At 65.6% G+C, this 16709-nt stretch carries 17 protein-coding genes; 7 read left to right on the plus strand and 10 right to left on the minus strand.

Annotated elements, in window-relative coordinates; all coding sequences use genetic code 11:
* Positions 1-161: 161 nt before the first annotated feature.
* Positions 162-371 (minus strand): cold-shock protein, encoded by a 210-nt coding sequence (locus ACYQR9_RS22970; protein WP_026175704.1) that lies wholly within the window; start codon positions 369-371, stop codon positions 162-164.
* Positions 372-684: 313 nt separating this feature from the next.
* Here ACYQR9_RS22970 and ACYQR9_RS22975 point away from each other — a divergent pair, with 313 nt between their 5' ends.
* Positions 685-1074, plus strand: a complete 390-nt coding sequence (locus tag ACYQR9_RS22975; protein WP_056428856.1) for a hypothetical protein — start codon at positions 685-687, stop codon at positions 1072-1074.
* 9 nt (positions 1075-1083) lie between these two features.
* Here ACYQR9_RS22975 and ACYQR9_RS22980 read toward each other — a convergent pair whose 3' ends face one another.
* Positions 1084-1305: a hypothetical protein gene (locus ACYQR9_RS22980; protein ID WP_056428854.1), complete on the minus strand. Its 222-nt coding sequence runs from the start codon at positions 1303-1305 to the stop codon at positions 1084-1086.
* A 231-nt stretch (positions 1306-1536) separates the two neighbouring features.
* Between ACYQR9_RS22980 and ACYQR9_RS22985 the strand changes: the two genes are divergently transcribed.
* A complete protein-coding gene (locus ACYQR9_RS22985; protein WP_461229884.1) occupies positions 1537-2115 on the plus strand; it encodes a type 1 glutamine amidotransferase domain-containing protein in 579 nt (192 codons plus the stop codon).
* A gap of 47 nt (positions 2116-2162) precedes the next feature.
* Here the strand turns inward: ACYQR9_RS22985 and ACYQR9_RS22990 are convergent, their stop codons facing one another.
* From ACYQR9_RS22990 to ACYQR9_RS23015, 6 genes are all read right to left on the minus strand, one after another.
* Positions 2163-3821, minus strand: a complete 1659-nt coding sequence (locus ACYQR9_RS22990; RefSeq protein WP_461228150.1) for a calcineurin-like phosphoesterase C-terminal domain-containing protein — start codon at positions 3819-3821, stop codon at positions 2163-2165.
* A gap of 83 nt (positions 3822-3904) precedes the next feature.
* The gene (locus ACYQR9_RS22995) at positions 3905-4198 is read right to left on the minus strand and encodes a hypothetical protein (RefSeq protein WP_056428847.1); all 294 of its coding nucleotides are present in this window, start codon (positions 4196-4198) and stop codon (positions 3905-3907) included.
* Between the two features lie 593 nt (positions 4199-4791).
* Positions 4792-5994 carry a pyridoxal phosphate-dependent aminotransferase gene (locus tag ACYQR9_RS23000; RefSeq protein ID WP_461228151.1) on the minus strand — a complete coding sequence of 401 codons (1203 nt, stop codon included), beginning with the start codon at positions 5992-5994 and terminating at the stop codon, positions 4792-4794.
* 180 nt (positions 5995-6174) lie between these two features.
* Positions 6175-7575, minus strand: coding sequence for a sulfate adenylyltransferase subunit CysN (gene cysN, locus ACYQR9_RS23005; RefSeq protein ID WP_461228152.1), 1401 nt, complete (start codon positions 7573-7575; stop codon positions 6175-6177).
* A 1-nt stretch (position 7576) separates the two neighbouring features.
* Positions 7577-8512: a sulfate adenylyltransferase subunit CysD gene (gene cysD / locus ACYQR9_RS23010; protein WP_056428839.1), complete on the minus strand. Its 936-nt coding sequence runs from the start codon at positions 8510-8512 to the stop codon at positions 7577-7579.
* Positions 8509-9306, minus strand: a complete 798-nt coding sequence (locus ACYQR9_RS23015; protein WP_056257726.1) for a phosphoadenylyl-sulfate reductase — start codon at positions 9304-9306, stop codon at positions 8509-8511. Before ACYQR9_RS23015 ends, cysD begins: the two co-directional genes overlap by 4 nt.
* Positions 9307-9557: 251 nt before the next feature.
* Between ACYQR9_RS23015 and ACYQR9_RS23020 the strand changes: the two genes are divergently transcribed.
* From ACYQR9_RS23020 to ACYQR9_RS23040, 5 genes are all read left to right on the plus strand, one after another.
* The gene (locus ACYQR9_RS23020) at positions 9558-10064 is read left to right on the plus strand and encodes an Lrp/AsnC family transcriptional regulator (protein WP_018042510.1); all 507 of its coding nucleotides are present in this window, start codon (positions 9558-9560) and stop codon (positions 10062-10064) included.
* A 107-nt stretch (positions 10065-10171) separates the two neighbouring features.
* Positions 10172-11941, plus strand: a complete 1770-nt coding sequence (locus tag ACYQR9_RS23025) for a diflavin oxidoreductase (protein WP_461228153.1) — start codon at positions 10172-10174, stop codon at positions 11939-11941.
* Between the two features lie 79 nt (positions 11942-12020).
* The gene (locus tag ACYQR9_RS23030; protein WP_461228154.1) at positions 12021-13814 is read left to right on the plus strand and encodes an NADPH-dependent assimilatory sulfite reductase hemoprotein subunit; all 1794 of its coding nucleotides are present in this window, start codon (positions 12021-12023) and stop codon (positions 13812-13814) included.
* A 153-nt stretch (positions 13815-13967) separates the two neighbouring features.
* Positions 13968-14165, plus strand: coding sequence for a hypothetical protein (locus ACYQR9_RS23035; RefSeq protein WP_056428824.1), 198 nt, complete (start codon positions 13968-13970; stop codon positions 14163-14165).
* Positions 14166-14616: 451 nt separating this feature from the next.
* The gene (locus tag ACYQR9_RS23040) at positions 14617-15285 is read left to right on the plus strand and encodes a TetR/AcrR family transcriptional regulator (RefSeq protein ID WP_311276212.1); all 669 of its coding nucleotides are present in this window, start codon (positions 14617-14619) and stop codon (positions 15283-15285) included.
* A 13-nt stretch (positions 15286-15298) separates the two neighbouring features.
* Here ACYQR9_RS23040 and pyrF read toward each other — a convergent pair whose 3' ends face one another.
* A complete protein-coding gene (gene pyrF / locus ACYQR9_RS23045; protein ID WP_461228155.1) occupies positions 15299-15997 on the minus strand; it encodes an orotidine-5'-phosphate decarboxylase in 699 nt (232 codons plus the stop codon).
* Positions 15998-16064: 67 nt separating this feature from the next.
* A complete protein-coding gene (locus ACYQR9_RS23050; protein WP_461228156.1) occupies positions 16065-16685 on the minus strand; it encodes a uracil-DNA glycosylase family protein in 621 nt (206 codons plus the stop codon).
* Positions 16686-16709 lie beyond the last annotated feature (24 nt).

Raw genomic sequence — 16709 nt, forward strand, 5'->3', positions numbered from 1 at the left:
AACGAGCTTAGCTCCGTGTTCCGTAAGTCAGAGGTTTGATGGGTGGGAGGGATGCCATCCTCAGCGAACTCGTCTCCCTAGAGGAGATCGTCGGGATGGCGGCGGACACGGCGCTCTATGGCCGATGGTGACGCCAGCCCCGAGGGCTGGCGCCGGGGGCGTCAAGCCGCCTGGAGGTTACCAGCCGAGTCCTTGCCGCTGCGCTTGTCGGTCTGGATCTCGTAGGAGACCTTCTGACCTTCAATGAGATTGCGCATTCCCGCGCGCTCGACGGCGGAGATGTGAACGAACACGTCCTTGCCGCCGTCATCTGGCTGAATGAAGCCGTAGCCTTTGGTTTCGTTGAACCACTTAACAGTGCCGGTATTCACGAATAGAACCTCGTATCGTTCGTTGACCAAAGACGTGCATCTGCTCGAGATACCCGGCGCCGGTCCTCTTTTACATTTGACGGGATCAGCAGGTCGTGAGACGTGCGATGCACGTTGCGTTCGGCTCACTGATGCCCGCTGTCCTCCATGTAGGCTGATTGTGCGGCGGCAACAAGGCACCCGGCTCGATCTTGCCTGCCGCACCGGCACGCCGCACTCTCATGGGACTCCGAGCGGACCCCGTGTTTTTCGGTCCGCGACATGCATATATGGGACCTGTTCCAGGCAGTTAGGCGACGCAATCAGGCGGTTCATGGCGGGCATCTCGGTTTCCCTCGAAGGCGCGAACATCCAGCTCTCATTCCAGAAGGACGATCAGGCCACGGCCGTCGTCATGGATGCGCGGGCGGCCCGTGCGCTCGTGCGTGCGGTGGGACAGCTGCTGACCGCGATCGACGAGCCGGACGATGTCGACCTGCCGGACGATCTGAGCGACGAGGATATCGCCATGCTCGAAGTCACCTCGTCCGCCATCGAGGTCGGCACCGACGAGCAGGGACAGGCCGTGGTCGCCTTGCAGGCCGGGGCGCTTCCCCCCTTCCAGCTGCGCCTGACGGATGAAGAGGCCCGCCACGTGGTGACGAGCCTCTCTGAAATCCTCAGTGCGCCCCGGGACGTGCGCGCGTCACACGGGGATCACTAAACCCCTCGATCACATCCTGACGCCGGGGTCGGTCGGTCCGCCCGGCAGATAATCGGGCTCGGAGCCCGGTCCCTTCGGCTCGTCGACGCCGGGATCGTCGACAGGATACGGGGTCCGTGGTCCGGTCGGGCCGATATCCGGCCCTTCATCTGGCGGCAGCGGCGGCGGTGGCAGGTCACCGGGGATTCCGCCCGGCAGCGGCTCGGGGATCGGTAGGCCTGGATTGGCCATTCAGCGTCTCCTTCGCTTCTAGGTGGATCGCGCTTCTAGGTGGATCGCGTTCCGACGTTAAGTCGGTCGTCTGTCGGACCAACCCGCCCCGATCGTCGCCAGTTCCAGCAAAGCATGAATTCGAGCATTGTGCTGCCGCCGTGGCTGCATTGCGCCTCGGCCCGTCCAGGAACCTGCCCCAGTCGCCACCGGTTCTTCCGCTACCTCTTTGAACACATGCGGAGATCTGCCATGGCCGACATCAAGCAGTCGAAGGTTCTCATCGTCGCGACAGACGGTTTCGAGGAAACCGAGCTCACCGTTCCGCTGCAGAATCTCAGGGGGGCCGGAGCGAGCGTCGTCGTCGCATCGCCGAAGTCACGCGAATCGCGGGAATCCATTCGCGGCTGGGACAAGACGGATTGGGGCAAGAACGTTGCGGTCGACAATGATCTCGAAGACATCGACCCGGCCGATTTCGACGCGCTCGTCCTCCCCGGCGGTCAGATCAACCCGGACAAGCTGAGGCTCGAGCCGAAGGCCCTGGAGGTGATCAAGGCCTTTCTGACGTCCGGCAAGGTCGTGGCCGCCATCTGCCACGCGCCCTGGCTGTTGATCGAGGCCGGTGCCGTGAAGGGCCTGAACCTGACCTCGTTCTCATCGATCAAGACGGACGTCATCAATGCCGGCGGCCAGTGGCACGACGAGGCGGTGGTGACCGACAAAGGGATCGTCACCAGCCGCAATCCGGGCGACCTCGACGCGTTCTGCGCCAAGATCGTCGAGGAGATCCAAGAGGGTAACCACGGCGCTCGCCAATTGGCCGCCTGACACCGGGCTTACGCTCCGCCCGCCCCGAAACGGGCGGGCTGTCCGACTCAGCCGCGCGATGACCCGACTTCGCCGGTGACTTCCAGCACCAGGCCGGAGGAGAGCGGACGACCATACTCGTCCTCGACATCCACGGTGATGCGGTGACTTCCGGCCGGGATGCCGCCGTCGAGACGTGCCACCCAGATATGGCTCGAAGGCTCCGCCTTCACCCAGGGTTTCTTCGCCTCGGGATAGCGGAGGTAGACCTCGTTCACGAACGGATCGGGGCGTCGCGTCCGCACCATCGCGACGGCCGGGCCGCTGCCGATCCGATAGGAGACCCGCGTGCGCGGGCCGCCGTCGAAGACGTTCACCACCAGATTGGTGGCGGAGAGGCTCTCTCGCGGCACCGGCGACCGCAGCGTCTGCATCGGCCGGTAATCGCGCAGGACCTCGCCCGCGCCGCCGCGATACTGGCTCTCCAGAACGATCCGCATCCCCTCGTCCGGCTCGCCCTGGGCCGGGCGGTAGCGGGTCGTGTAACCGGCGCCGTCCACCGAGAGGACATGGAAGCCGTTGGGTGTTCCGTCGCGGCTGTCGGCCGAGGGGATGCCGGTGCGGGAAGAGGGGCCGCTCCACCACGAGCCCGAGACGGCGGTGAGGACGTGGTGATGGTGGCTCCCCGCGCCGCCCGCACGGGGATAATGATGCTCCGTCGTGTGGGTATGGCCGGCGAGGCTCAATACCGGGCGGTCGCCCAGAAGGTCCAGCAGGCGCTCGCGGTCCATCACGTTCTGGCGCGGATCGTCCGGGTTGAGGTCGGTGTAGAGCGGGATATGCATCGCGATGACCACGAGGCGATCCTTGGGCGTCTGCGCCAGCATGTTGGCCACGAAGGCGAGCTGGCGTTCGCCGATGCGCCCTTCGTAGCGCCCTACCCCATCGCCCGCCCCCGATGCGGCGCCGAGATAATGGACGGTGTCCAGCATCAGGAACAGCGCCTTGCCGTGGTGGAAGGCGTAGTACGGCGCTCCGTAGACCCGCTTGAAGGTCTCGCGGCTGTAGCGTGCGTCGGGCGCCTCGAAATTGAGATCGTGATTGCCGCCGATATGGAACCAGGGAATGCCGATGCGCCCCATGATGCGGTTCGAGCGGCCGTAGAACGAGAGATCGTCGAACAGAATGTCGCCCGTGGTCATGCCAAAGGCGGCTTTCGTCCCCAGGACGCGCGTCACCGCCGTCTCGCGGACATGGCCGAGCTCCACCGGGCTCTCGGGCTGCGGATCGGTGAACAGGATCACCTCGAAGGCATCCGGTTCCGACTGGCGCGACAACGCGAAATCGATGGAGGCGGGAAGCGGTCCCGTCGGGTCGATGCCCTGATAGCGCAGCCGCAATTCGGGCGGCGTCCCCTGCGGTTGGTGGAGGTAGCTGAAGCGCGGGATGTTGTTCTCGTCGCGCGGCAGGGCAAAGCCCGACGGCTTGACCACGAAGACGGTGTCGCCATCCGACACATCGAGGCCGTAGCGGCCCTGACGATCGGTGAGGACCACGTCCCGGCCGTTGGAGACGGCGACATCCGGGATGCCGATCCGTTCGCCGGAGACACTCTCGTAGACCATGCCCGTCGCACGCTCCGACGCCCGGGCGGAACTGGCCGACAGCGCCAGTGCGGCGGCGCCTGCCATGGTCTGGCGGCGGGTCAGAGCGGATCGGTCCATCATGCGAAAGCCTGTTGCAATGGGTCGGCCACACCGAACCACGTGCCTTTGACCATCGCGTGACGCTTCCGGCGAGCGTCGCCCGTTCAGTGCGTGGCGACGGTCTTCTCGACTTTGGGCTTGGTCACGGCGGCCCCGGAGATCAACTCGCCGAGACGCTTCTGGTCGAGCCCGCGTGTCACGTCCACCAAGCGATCACCGGCGGGGGATTCGACGGCTCTCACGGGGATCGACCCCGTCGCCACCGGGTCCTTCATCGCTGCCACCGGCACGGCGGACAGCGCGGGCTCGCGTTGGAGGCGCATGGCCCAATGGGCGGCGGTGGAAAGCGCGGCAATGGCGACGATCGCCTTGGTGCCGTTGGTAAGAAGGCGGCGCATGAGGAGGAGCCCGAGACTACGCGGAGGAACCTGGCCGGTTCCCCGGCCCGTCTCACTTGTGCGTGAAGTCGGTAAACCAATCCGCTCAAGCACTCGTCCGGCACTTGTCCTGAAATGGCTCGACAAGCTGAGCGCGCAATGAGCGTGGGCCATCAGCCACGGCGACGGTTCCTGTTCCCCGCACTCGTGACACACCTGACGCGACCCGGCCCACCAGGCCTCACAGGATCGACGCAGAGAACTGGTCCGCATCGCCCCGTCACGGCAAGCCCTGCAGCCACGCAAGTCCGAGAGGGTTCGCGAAACCGTCGAACGCATTAGCCGCGGGGACCGCCGATGTAGACATCCTACACCGAGCCGGCAACCGATCCGGCCGCATAGGGCCCTTCCGCCGCAGGCTCGTCCGCTGGCGGAACACGGGACAGGATGGGATCGGCCTCGGGAGGCTCGTCCATGCCGGCATTCCCGGCTCACACCCGGGACAGCGTCATTGCAGGTCGGAACGGTGAGGATATTCCCACCGCTCCGATCGAAGCGGGTTTCGACCGCGCTGCCTCATGGCACCGGGTTGGCGGCAATCGTCGCTCGCCGTCTCAGCTCAGCGAGCCGCAGAAACGCTGGATGCGAGTGCAGGCCTCTTCCAGCGCCGTGTTCGACGTGGCGTAGGAGATGCGCAGGTTCGGTCCGAGGCCGAAAGCCGAGCCGTGAACGGCGGCGACACCCTCGGCCTGGAGCAGTTCCAGCACGAAATCCTCGTCCGATTCGATGATCTTGCCCGAAGGCGTCTTGCGCCCGATCGTCTCCGCGCAGGACGGGTAGACATAGAAGGCGCCTTCCGGCGTCGGGCATTTGAGGCCCTTGGTCTGGTTCAGCATGGAAACCACGAGGTCGCGGCGCTCATGGAAAGCGGCGCGGAAGCGGGCGAGATGCTCCTGCGTGCCGTCGAGGGCCGCTACCGCCGCCCATTGGGAGATCGAGGAGGCGCCGGAGGTCTGCTGGCCCTGGACGAAATCCATCGCCTTGATGAGGTGCTCGGGACCGGCGGCGTAGCCGATGCGCCAGCCCGTCATCGCATAGGCTTTCGAGACGCCGTTCATGGTCAGCGTCCGGTCGTAGAGGCCGGGCTCGACCTGAGCCGGCGTGACGAACTCGAAATCGCCGTAGCAGAGGTGCTCGTACATATCGTCCGTGAGCACCCAGACATGGGGATGCCGCATGAGGACGTCGGTGATCTTCTTCATCTCGTCGCGGGCATAGGCCGCGCCGGAGGGGTTCGACGGCGAGTTGAGAATGATCCACTTGGTCTTCGGCGTGATCACCCGCTCGAGTTCTTCCGGCTGGAGCTTGAAATCATGCTCCATGTCCGTCTCGGCGAAGACCGGCGTGCCGCCGCACAGCACCACCATCTCCGGATACGAGACCCAGTAGGGGCGCGGGATCACCACCTCGTCGCCGGGGTTCAGCGTGGCGAGAAGGGCATTGTAGATGACGTGCTTGCCGCCGGTGCCGACGATGGTCTGCGACGCCTTGTAGTCGAGGCCGTTCTCGCGCTTGAACTTCCGCACGATCGCTTCGCGCAGGGGCACGATCCCGGAAACCGGCGTGTACTTGGTCTCGCCGCGACGGATCGCGTCGATCGCCGCCTCCTTGATGTGGTCGGGCGTATCGAAATCGGGCTCACCCACCGACAGGCTGATCACGTCCATCCCGCCGGCTTTCAGCTCACGGGCCTTCTGCGTCATCGCGATGGTGGCGGACGGCTTCACCTTGGACAGGGCGTCGGCGAGAAAGCCCATGATGGTCTACTCCGATCACGTCAGATGGGCGCCGATACGCGCCTCTTCAAAAAGCGCGCGGACCCTAATCCCGGAGCTGTGAGCCGGCAAGGCTGCCGGACACGTCAAAGCGGCCACCCCTGGCGCGATGACGCTCCGGGATGGCCGCTTCGTACTGATGAGGACAGATGTGCCCTGAGGTCAGATGCCTCCGAAGACCCAACGGAGCTTCGACAGGAACCCTCCGCCGGATTTCGCAGCGCGGGTCGCCTCCGGCTCGTCCTTCTCCGCTGCGGAGGCCTTGTCCGCATGGATCAGCCCGAGGGCCGCCGTATCGGTGGTCTCGCGGTCGATGAGGATGAACCCGCCGGTATCGCGGTTCGCCGCGTAGGCATCGATGGCCACGGCGCGGTCCAGGCTCAGGGTCACGTCCGCGATGTCGTTGGCCACGAGGCGGGCGGCCGGGACGGGATTGCCGCTTTCCGGATCGATCCGCGTATGGATGGTCGTGACGGTGGCGTTCACCGTCACGGTGCCGATCTTCGCGAGCAGGGTGGCGCCAGGCAGGAGTTCGGTCTCGGCCGCCCAGAAGAGACGGGCGTCGAAACGGTCGCTCACCCGCATCGGCGCATCGGCCGTGACGATTACCGAACCGCGCGAGGCGTCGATCTCGTCGGCGAGTACGAGGGTGACGGACTGACCTTCCACGGCATGCGGCAGGTCGCCATCGGCGGTGTAGATCCGGGCAATGGTGGAGGTCCGGCCCGAAGGCTCGACGATGATCGCGTCGCCGGGGGCGACGCGGCCGCTGGCGATCAGGCCCGAGAAGCCGCGGAAGTCGGAGTTCGGACGGTTCACCCACTGGACCGGAAGACGGAACGGAGCGGCCTGCTCCTCGACCCGCACGGGCACTTCCTCCAAGTATTGGAGGAGCGGAGTCCCTGAGTACCAGGGCACGGCGGCGCCGGGCAGGACGACGTTGTCGCCGTTCTTGGCGGAAAGCGGGATGGGCCGGATCTCGGTGAAGCCGAGGGGCGCGGCGAACGCGTCGAACGCCGCCGTGATCTCCTCGAACTTGCCCTGCGACCAGCCGACCAGATCCATCTTGTTCACCGCGAGGGCGACGCGCTTGATCCCGAGCAGCGAGACCAGCAGCGCGTGCCGCCTTGTCTGACGGGTGAGACCCTGCCGAGCGTCCACCAGGATCACGGCGACATCGGCCGTGGAGGCACCGGTCGCCATGTTGCGGGTGTACTGCTCGTGACCGGGCGTGTCGGCGACGATGAACGAGCGCTTGTCGGTGGAGAAGAAGCGATAGGCGACATCGATGGTGATGCCCTGCTCGCGCTCGGCCTGGAGACCGTCCACGAGGAGGGCGAGGTCGATCTCGGCGCCCTGGGTGCCGTGCTTGCGCGAATCGCGCTGCAGCGCCGTCACCTGATCGTCGAAGATCTGCTTGGTGTCGTGCAAGAGGCGGCCGATCAGGGTCGACTTGCCGTCGTCGACGGAGCCGCAGGTGATGAAGCGCAGCACTTCCTTGCTCTGGTGAGCGGCGAGGAAGCTGTCGTAGCCGAAGGCTTCGGGTGACTGATGGATCGTCATCTTAGAAATACCCCTCCTGCTTCTTGCGCTCCATGGCGCCCGACCCGTCCTTGTCGATCACGCGACCCTGACGCTCGGAGGTCCGGGCGGCCAGGGTCTCGCCGATGATCTCCGGCAGGGTCGCGGCATCACTCTCCACGGCACCGGTGAGCGGGTAGTCGCCCAGCGTCCGGAAACGCACGGACAGGTTCTGCGGGGTCTCGCCGGGGTTCAGGGGCAGGCGGTCGTCGTCGACCAGGATCAACTGGCCGTCGCGCTCCACCACGGGGCGGGGCTTGGCGAAGTAGAGCGGCACGATCGGGATCTGCTCCTGCTCGATATAGAGCCAGACATCGAGCTCGGTCCAATTCGAGATCGGGAAGACGCGCAGGGATTCGCCGCGCTTCTTCTTGAGATTGTAGAGGTGCCAGGGCTCGGCGCGCTGGCGCTTCGGGTCCCAGCGATGCTGGGCCGTGCGCAGGGAGAAGATGCGTTCCTTGGCGCGGGACGCCTCCTCGTCGCGGCGCGCGCCGCCGAAGGCCGCGTCGAACTTGTGCTTGTCCAGCGCCTGACGCAGGCCCTGCGTCTTCATCACGTCGGTATGGACTTCCGAACCATGGCTGATCGGACCGATGCCCCGGGCCAGGCCGTCCTGGTTTGTGTGGACGATGAGATCGAGCCCGAGCTCCTTGGCGCGCTGATCGCGGAACGCGATCATCTCCTTGAACTTCCACGTCGTATCGATGTGCATCAGCGGGAACGGCAGGCGTCCCGGTGCGAAGGCCTTCAGCGCCAGATGCAGGAGCACCGACGAATCCTTGCCGATCGAATAGAGCATCACCGGGTTTTCGGTCTCGGCGACCGTCTCCCGCATGATGTGAATGCTCTCGGCTTCGAGACGCTGCAGGTGAGTCAGACGCTCGGGCAGCGTGGCGGCCAGGGCGGTGGCGGCGCTCATCGGGCCATCTCCAGATTGCTGTTGCGGGGTGTCGATTCGAATGCGGCAGCTTCCTGGCCCGGCTGAACGTTCGCCTCGGGCTGGTGCACGTGGAGGCCGCATTCCTTCTTGGATTCCTGCTCCCACCACCAGCGGCCGGCGCGTTCGGATTCGCCGACCTTGATGGCACGCGTGCACGGCGCGCAGCCGATCGAAGGGAAGCCGCGATCGTGCAGGACGTTGTAGGGGATGTAATTGTCGATCACGAAGCGGTCGACATCGGCTCTGGTCCAATCCGCCAGCGGATTGATCTTGATGAGGCCACGCGCCTCGTCCGCCTCCGCCAGGGGCGTATCCGCGCGATTGGCGGATTGGCCAGCGCGCAGACCCGTCAGCCAACCGGCGGCGCCGTCGAGGGCCCGGCCCAGCGGCTCGACCTTGCGAAAGCCGCAGCAGGCCTGCCGGGCGGCGACCGAGTGGCGAAAGCCGTTGATTCCCTCGTCGCGGACGAATGCCTCTTCGGCGAGCCGCTCCGGCGCATAGGCCTGGATGCGGATGCCGTAGGCCGATTCGGTCTCCGCCCACACGTCGTAGGTCTCGGGAAAGAGCCGTCCGGTATCGAGCGTGACGATCTCGGTCCGCCCCTTGGCCATGGCGAGGGCGTGGGTCAGAGCCTGATCCTCGATGCCGAGGCTGGTCGTGAAGACCAGTCGGCCGGGGATCGCGGCTTCGATCGCGCGGATCCGGCCCCGCAGATCGAGGCCGGCCATCGTGGACGCGAGGTCCCGCGCCGTTCGTTCCAGGGAATTGCTCATCTGCGGTGCTCGATACGACTGCCTGAAAGATGCCTGCTTGTCTGACGCCTGAAATGTTCGCTATAACGAACGCTGTCAAGGCATAGCGGCCATCGCGGCGCGGCATTCCCACGCGGACGCCGCTATGGTTTGCAAAGGCGTGGCGACCGGATTGGTTGCCTGTCGAAGGAATATCCTTCTCAATTCGCCGGTCGACGTCGTGCCTCCGCGCACCTCGGCGCCGCCGATCGGAACTGCTTAGCGAGGTCAATATGGACGCGATCGATCTGAAGATCCTGGCACTGCTGCAGAACGACGCCACTCTGTCGATCGCGACGATCGGCGAGAAGGTCGGCCTGTCTCAGACGCCGTGCTGGAAGCGTATCCAGCGCCTCGAAGCCGATGGCGTGATCGACCGCAGGGTCGCGGTTCTCGATCCCGTCAAGCTGGGTCTCGGCCTCACCGTCTTCGTGTCCATCGAAACGTCGGACCATTCCCGCGATTGGCTCGAGCGCTTCGCCTCGACCGTCGCCGCCATGCCCGAAGTGCTGGAGTTCTACCGCATGGCGGGGGATGTGGATTACATGTTGCGGGTCGTTGTCGCTGATATGCAGGCTTACGACACATTCTATAAGCAGCTCATCGCCACCTTGCCGCTCAAGAACGTGACGTCGCGCTTCGCCATGGAAAAAGTGAAGTCGACAACGGCACTTCCGCTGCCGGCCGCTCCCTCGAACGGTCGTTTCACGCCAACCCTCTCGGTCGTGGCGGGAGAATAAAATTCTCTATTGCGCTGCAAGGATAGGCAGCTCCTTCTACCCCGACGTCGTTCTGTAAAACGGACATCCCGTTGACAGCCGGCCTCTCAGGACGACATGGCTTACCGATGGCACGACAAGCGATCCTTCCCCAAACCGCCCCGTTCAACGACAGCGAACGCGCGAGCCTCGACTCGGTCCTCGGCGGAGCGACGCCGATCCAACGCGCCTGGCTCGCGGGCTTTCTCGCTGGGTTGGATGCGGCCGGCGGCCAGAACGCCGTGGCACCCTCAGCGCCGCCGAAGGCATCCGAGCCGTTGACGATCATCTACGCCAGTGAATCCGGCAATTGCGAAGCCCTGGCCGGCTCCGTGGCCAAGCTCGCCAAGAAAAGCGGCTTCAAGCCGAAGGTCGTGGATTTCGCCGACCTCGACATCGCGACGCTGCCCGGCGCGAAGAACGTGATCGCCATCGCCGCCACCTGGGGCGAGGGTGAGCCTCCCGCTCGCGCCACCCGCGCCTACAACGAATTGATGGGCGACGGCGCCCCTCGCCTCGACGGCGTGAATTTCGGCGTGCTGGCGCTCGGCGACACTTCCTATGTGGAGTTCTGCGCCATCGGGAAGGCGCTCGATGCGCGGTTCGAGGCGCTGGGCGGAAAGCGTAGTGTGGACCGCGCCGATCTCGATCTCGATTTCGACAAGCCCGCCGCCGATTGGATCAAGAACACCCTGAAGGCTCTGGCGCCCGCGCCGAGCGCCGACAACGTCGTGGCGGTCGATTTCGCCGGCCGCGCCGCCGTCGAGGACGACGACGCCGAGCCGAGCCGCGAACCGGTCGTGGTCGAGGTGGTGGATCACATCAACCTCAACTCGTCGCTTTCGGACAAGGAGACGATCCACCTCGCGCTCGAATTCCCGGACGGTGCCCCCGCCTACGAGCCCGGCGATTCGCTGGAGATCTACCCGGAGAACGATCCGGCCCTCGTGGAGGAGATCCTCAAGGCGACGAATCTATCCGGGGACGAGAGCCTGCGCAGGGCGCTCCTCGCGGAGCGCGACATCACCACCTTGTCGGCCACCACGGTGGAGCGATTCGTGAAGGCGACGGGCCATTCCGAAGCGCAGAAGCTCATCGACAGCGGTGAGGTGAAAGCCTGGATCGAGGGTCGCCACCTCATCGATCTCATCGAGACCTTCCCCGCGACGTTCTCGGCCGAGCATCTCAACACCATCACGCGGCCCCTGCCGCCACGGGCCTATTCCATCGCTTCCTCGCGCAAGGAAGTGGGCGACGAGGTCCATCTCGCCATCGTCGCCGTTCGTTACGACAGCCATGGCCGCTCCCGGTCGGGCGTCGCCTCGGTCCATGTGGCCGACCGGATCAAGAACGGCGCCAAGCTGCGGGTGAAATTGAAGCCGAACCGGCATTTCCGCCTGCCGCAGGACCCGGCCACCGACATCATCATGGTAGGCCCCGGCACCGGCGTCGCCCCGTTCCGCGCCTTCGTGCAGGAGCGCCGCGCCATCGAGGCCACCGGTCGCTCGTGGCTCTTCTTCGGTGACCGCCACTTCACCCACGACTTCCTCTACCAGCTCGAATGGCAGGACGCCCTGGAAGACCGCTCGTTGACGAAGATCGACGTCGCCTTCTCGCGCGACCAGCCAGAGAAGATCTACGTGCAGGACCGCATCCGCCAGCACGCCAAGGAAGTGGTGGAATGGCTCGATGGCGGCGCCAGCTTCTATGTCTGCGGCGATGCGAACCGGATGGCCAAGGACGTGCGCAACGCCGTCGTCCAGGCCTATGCCGAGGTCAAATCGCTGAGCGACACCGATGCCGAAGCCGCGGTAGCGGCGCTGGAGCGGGCCCATCGCTACCAGCAGGACGTCTACTAGGGCGCGTTGTTCCTCCCCCGCTCAAATGGGGATGCGCATGCGGCGCCAAAATATGAATTGAAAAGACCGGATCATCGCCATGGACGACCTGACTCCTCCCCGCACCTACGAGACCCCGCCGACGACCCGTCCGATCGACGAGGCCGACGCGGCCCGCGAGGCGGGCCTCGCGCATAACGAGCACATCAAGATCGCGAGCGGCTTCCTGCGCGGCACCCTGGCGGATGGCCTGCTCAAGCATGCCACGGGGGCGATCTCGGAGGATGACGGCCAGCTCGTGAAGTTCCACGGGATGTACCTGCAGGACGATCGCGACCTGCGCCCCGAGCGGACCAAAAAGAAGCTCGACAAGGCCTACAGCTTCATGATCCGCCTGCGCATTGCCGGCGGCGTCGTCACGCCCAAGCAATGGCTCGTCCTCGACAACATCGCCACCACCTACGCCAACGGCACGTTGCGGGCGACGACCCGCCAGACCTTCCAGTATCACGGCGTCATCAAGTCGAACCTCAAGCGGACCATGGCCGCCATCGACGCCGCCCTGCTCGATACCATCGCGGCGTGCGGCGACGTAAACCGCAACGTCATGGCATCGACGAATCCGGCCCAATCGGGTGCCCACAAGGCGGCATACGATCTCGGCAAGGCGATCTCCGACACGCTCCTGCCGAAGACCAATGCCTGGCGCGAGATCTGGCTCGATGGCGAGAAGGTGATCGGCGGCGAACCGGAATTCGAGCCCGTCTACGGCAAGACCTACCTGCCGCGTAAGTTCAAGATCGTCATCGCGGTGCCGCCGTCGAACGAAGTCGACGTCTTCGCCCATGATCTCGGCTTCATCGCGATCCTCGACAAGAAGAACAAAGTCACCGGCTGGAACGTCACGGTCGGCGGCGGCATGGGCATGACCCATGGCGAGCCGGACACGTTCCCGCGTACCGCCGATGTGATGCTGTTCTGCAAGCCGGAAGAGGCGGTGCGGGTCGCCGAGGCGGTGATGACGGTCCAGCGCGACTGGGGCAACCGCAAGAACCGCAAGAACGCCCGTCTGAAATACACGATCGAGCGCTACGGCCTCGCCGCCTTCCGCGCCGAGGTGGAGAAGCGTTTCGGCAAGCCCCTATCCGACCCGAAGCCCTTCACCTTCACGGGCAACGGCGACCGCTTCGGCTGGACCGAGGGTGACGATGGTCGCCACCACCTGACCCTCTACGTCCCGTCGGGCCGCATCAAGGACGATCTCGGCGACGGGCCGAAGCTCCTGGCGGGCCTGCGCCGGATCGCGGAGATCCACGAGGGCGACTTCCGCCTCACCGGCAACCAGAATGTCATCATCGCCAACGTGCCGTCCGAGAAGCGTGCGGAGATCGAGGCGCTGGTGGACGAGTACGGGATGCAGAAGGGCGCCAGTGCCCTGCGTCGCAATTCCATCGCCTGCGTCGCCCTGCCGACCTGCGGATTGGCGCTCGCCGAGAGCGAACGCTACCTGCCGGACCTGATGACGGAACTGGAGGAGAGCCTCGCCTCACACGGGCTGCAGGACGACGAGATCACGATCCGCATGACCGGCTGCCCGAATGGCTGCGCCCGGCCGTTCATCGCGGAGATCGGCTTCGTCGGTCGCGGCCCGGAGCGCTATCACCTCTATCTCGGTGCCGCCTTCGATGGTTCGCGCCTCGGCAAGCTCTACGCCGAGGATGTAAGCAGCTCCGAGATCAGGACCATCCTCGATCCGCTCTTCGCGGCCTATGCGCAGGGCAAGACGGCGGGCGAGCGCTTCGGCGACTTCCTCATCCGCGCCGGCTATGTCGAGAAAACCTTCAACGGACCGGACTTCCATACGAAGACCGGCGCCCTGAAGGCTGTTGCCTGAACCGACCTTCCTCCGTGCATTGCTTCGGCAATGTTGCAGTGCACGGGGGTTTGTCTTTACGGCCAAGCTCAGGTGGGAACCGAATATAAGTTCGAGACGCCTGAACTCTGACGCGGCTTAGCGGTTGATCTGGAGATTCGACCGGAGGCTGCGATGGCCAAGCACGAGATCCTGAATTTCTTCGAACATCGCCGCGACGGCGCCTGGATCTGCGTGAAGCCCTTCACGCTGACGACGAAGCAGACGAGCGTCGATATCCGACAGGGCATGCGGTTCGATTACGGCAAGCGTGTCGGCGGCGTGGACCTGGCCGAGTATCTGGAACAGCTCGGATCGCAGTTCGGCTCGTAAACCCACACCCGCTTGCTGTCGGCGTTGTGAGCGTCCGCTTCGGCCACGGCTCATGTGTATCGTGAGCCCGACATTCGTTATTGAAGTCGCCTTCGCCTCATCTCTTCGCGGGAACGGAGGCGGTCACGGTTGCCTGTCCTGAATGTCGTATCACTGACGGCACGTTGACCGCCCCGCAATCGTGGATCGTCGCCGTCAGCGATCCCTGAGCGGTAGAGACACGGGTGGCTCCGGACATCCCACGCGGTGTCCCAAGGTGCGCCGGCCGCTACTTCAAATCGTTCGCTCGTGATGGTCCGACGAGACCTTCCGCCGACCTCACCATCTCCTGGACGAGCCGCTTCGATTCAGCGCTGGGATCATTCCTGCACCGTTCATCTGTTCCGTGCGATGATCCACTGTTCAACGCCGTGTTTTTGACGGCTGGAGGCAGGAGATTTAGGGTCCGTTTATGACAATCACCGTCGACCCGTTGCAGGCGAGCCTGGAAGACGCGGCCCCCACGACACGATGCAGGATTCTGGCGACGGCCGAGCGTTTCTTTCGCGAGATCGGCTACCAGAAGACCACCGTCTCCGACATCGCCAAGACGCTCCGGATGAGCCCGGCCAATGTCTATCGGTTCTTCGAATCGAAGAAAGCCATCAACGAGGCGGTGGTCGAACGCGTCACCCGTGAGGTCGAGGCGCTGATCGCGGGCATCGCCGTGGCTCCTGGCCTCAGCGCGGACCAGCGGGTCGCGGAAATCATCCGGGAGCTTCACCGCGACTGTATCGAGCGCTGCAAGGACAACCCGCGCATCCATGAGATGGTGGAAGCCGCCATGACGGAGAGTTGGGGGGTGTGCCGGCACCATATCGACCGGATCGGCGCGGCATTGGAGCGGGTGGTGACGGACGGCGTCCGCAGCGGCGAGTTCCAGGTCGAGGATCCCGCGACCACCGCCGCGTGCCTGCACGTGGCGATCACGCGCTACTGCCATCCCGTCCTGGTAAGCCAGTACCCCAATGCGCCGGCGCCACCCATCGATGCGATGATCGCCTTCCTGTTGCGGGCGCTCCACGAACCCGCCGGGACCACCACCCCGGTCAAGGCCAGGGAACCGGCCGAGCCGCTGTAGCGCGCCGAGATCATCAGCCCATCTGAGCGAGGATCGCCTGCGCCGCGGCGCGAGGATCGGCGCTCTGGGTGATCGGCCGGCCGACGACGATGTGATCGATCCCCACCGCCATGGCGGCCGCCGGCGTCAGAACGCGCTTCTGGTCGCCGAGATCGTCGCCTGCCGGGCGGATGCCGGGCGTCACGATCAGCCGCGACGGGCCGATGGCGGACCGTACGGAGGCTGCTTCGACGGCACTGCAGACGATGCCGCCGATCCCGGCCTCGGCCGCCTGCCTCGCACGCAAGGCCACCAGATCCGCGATGGGCATCGCGTAGCCTGCCTCGTCCGCATCGGCCTGATCGTAGGAGGTGAGCACGGTGACCGCGAGGATCGTCGGCCCGCCCCGGCCGGCACCCCGAACGGCGGCGCGCATGGTCTGCGGATAGGCATGGACGGTGAGGAAGGTCGCGCCGAGGTCGGACAGGGCCCGGACGCCGTCTTCCACGGTATTGCCGATATCGTGCAGCTTCAGGTCGATGAAGACCTTCAGGCCCGCTCGCGAAAGCCGTTGCACCAGGGGAAGGCCGCCGGAATAGGCCAGCCGGTACCCGATCTTGTAGAAGGTCGCGGCATCGCCGATGCGGTCCACCAGCGCCTCGGCCTCGGCCACGCTCGGCAGGTCGAGGGCGACGATGAGGCGGTCTCGCGGATCGATGGCGGCGTGGGACATGGAGAGCTCCGGGGGATCGGGTGACGGATCGCCGTCACGGCGCTCCATGTCAACGCGGGCGGCCCTGTCACCCACGCGTCATCACCCGGGAAACCTCCTCCTTCAGCACCGGCAGCAATTCGGCTTCGAACCACGGATTGGTCCGGAGCCAGCCGTTGTTCCGCCAGGACGGGTGCGGCAAGGGAAGCACGCGCGGCCGGCGCGGCTCATCGAGAATGGTTCGCCAGTTGCGCACCATGGCGGTGAGACTACCCTCGACCCGGCCGAGATGCCAGGCTTGCGCGTATTGTCCGATGACTAGGATGAGCTCCATCTCGGGCAGGCCCTCGAACAGCGTGTCCCGCCAGCGTTCGGCGCATTCACGACGCGGCGGCTTATCGCCCCCCTTCGCGTCGAGGCCAGGGAAACACGCGCCCATGGGCACGATGGCCAGCCGGCTGGCGTCGTAGAAATCCGGCTCGGACAGGCCGAGCCACGACCTTAGGCGGATGCCGGACGGATCCATGAACGGGACACCGCTCTTGTGCGCCCGGTTCCCCGGAGCCTGGCTCGCGATGCAGAGACGCGCCGAACTCGAGCCCTGGACGATGGGTTTGGGCTCCTGCGGCAGGGGCGCCCCATAGAGCGGCGCGTCGCGGCACAGGCGGCAGGCGCGGAGGGACGCGGCGATCGATTCGAACGAGGTCATGCGCCGTGACAGGTAGTGTGAACA

Source organism: Methylobacterium sp. CM6241 (assembly GCF_054817845.1).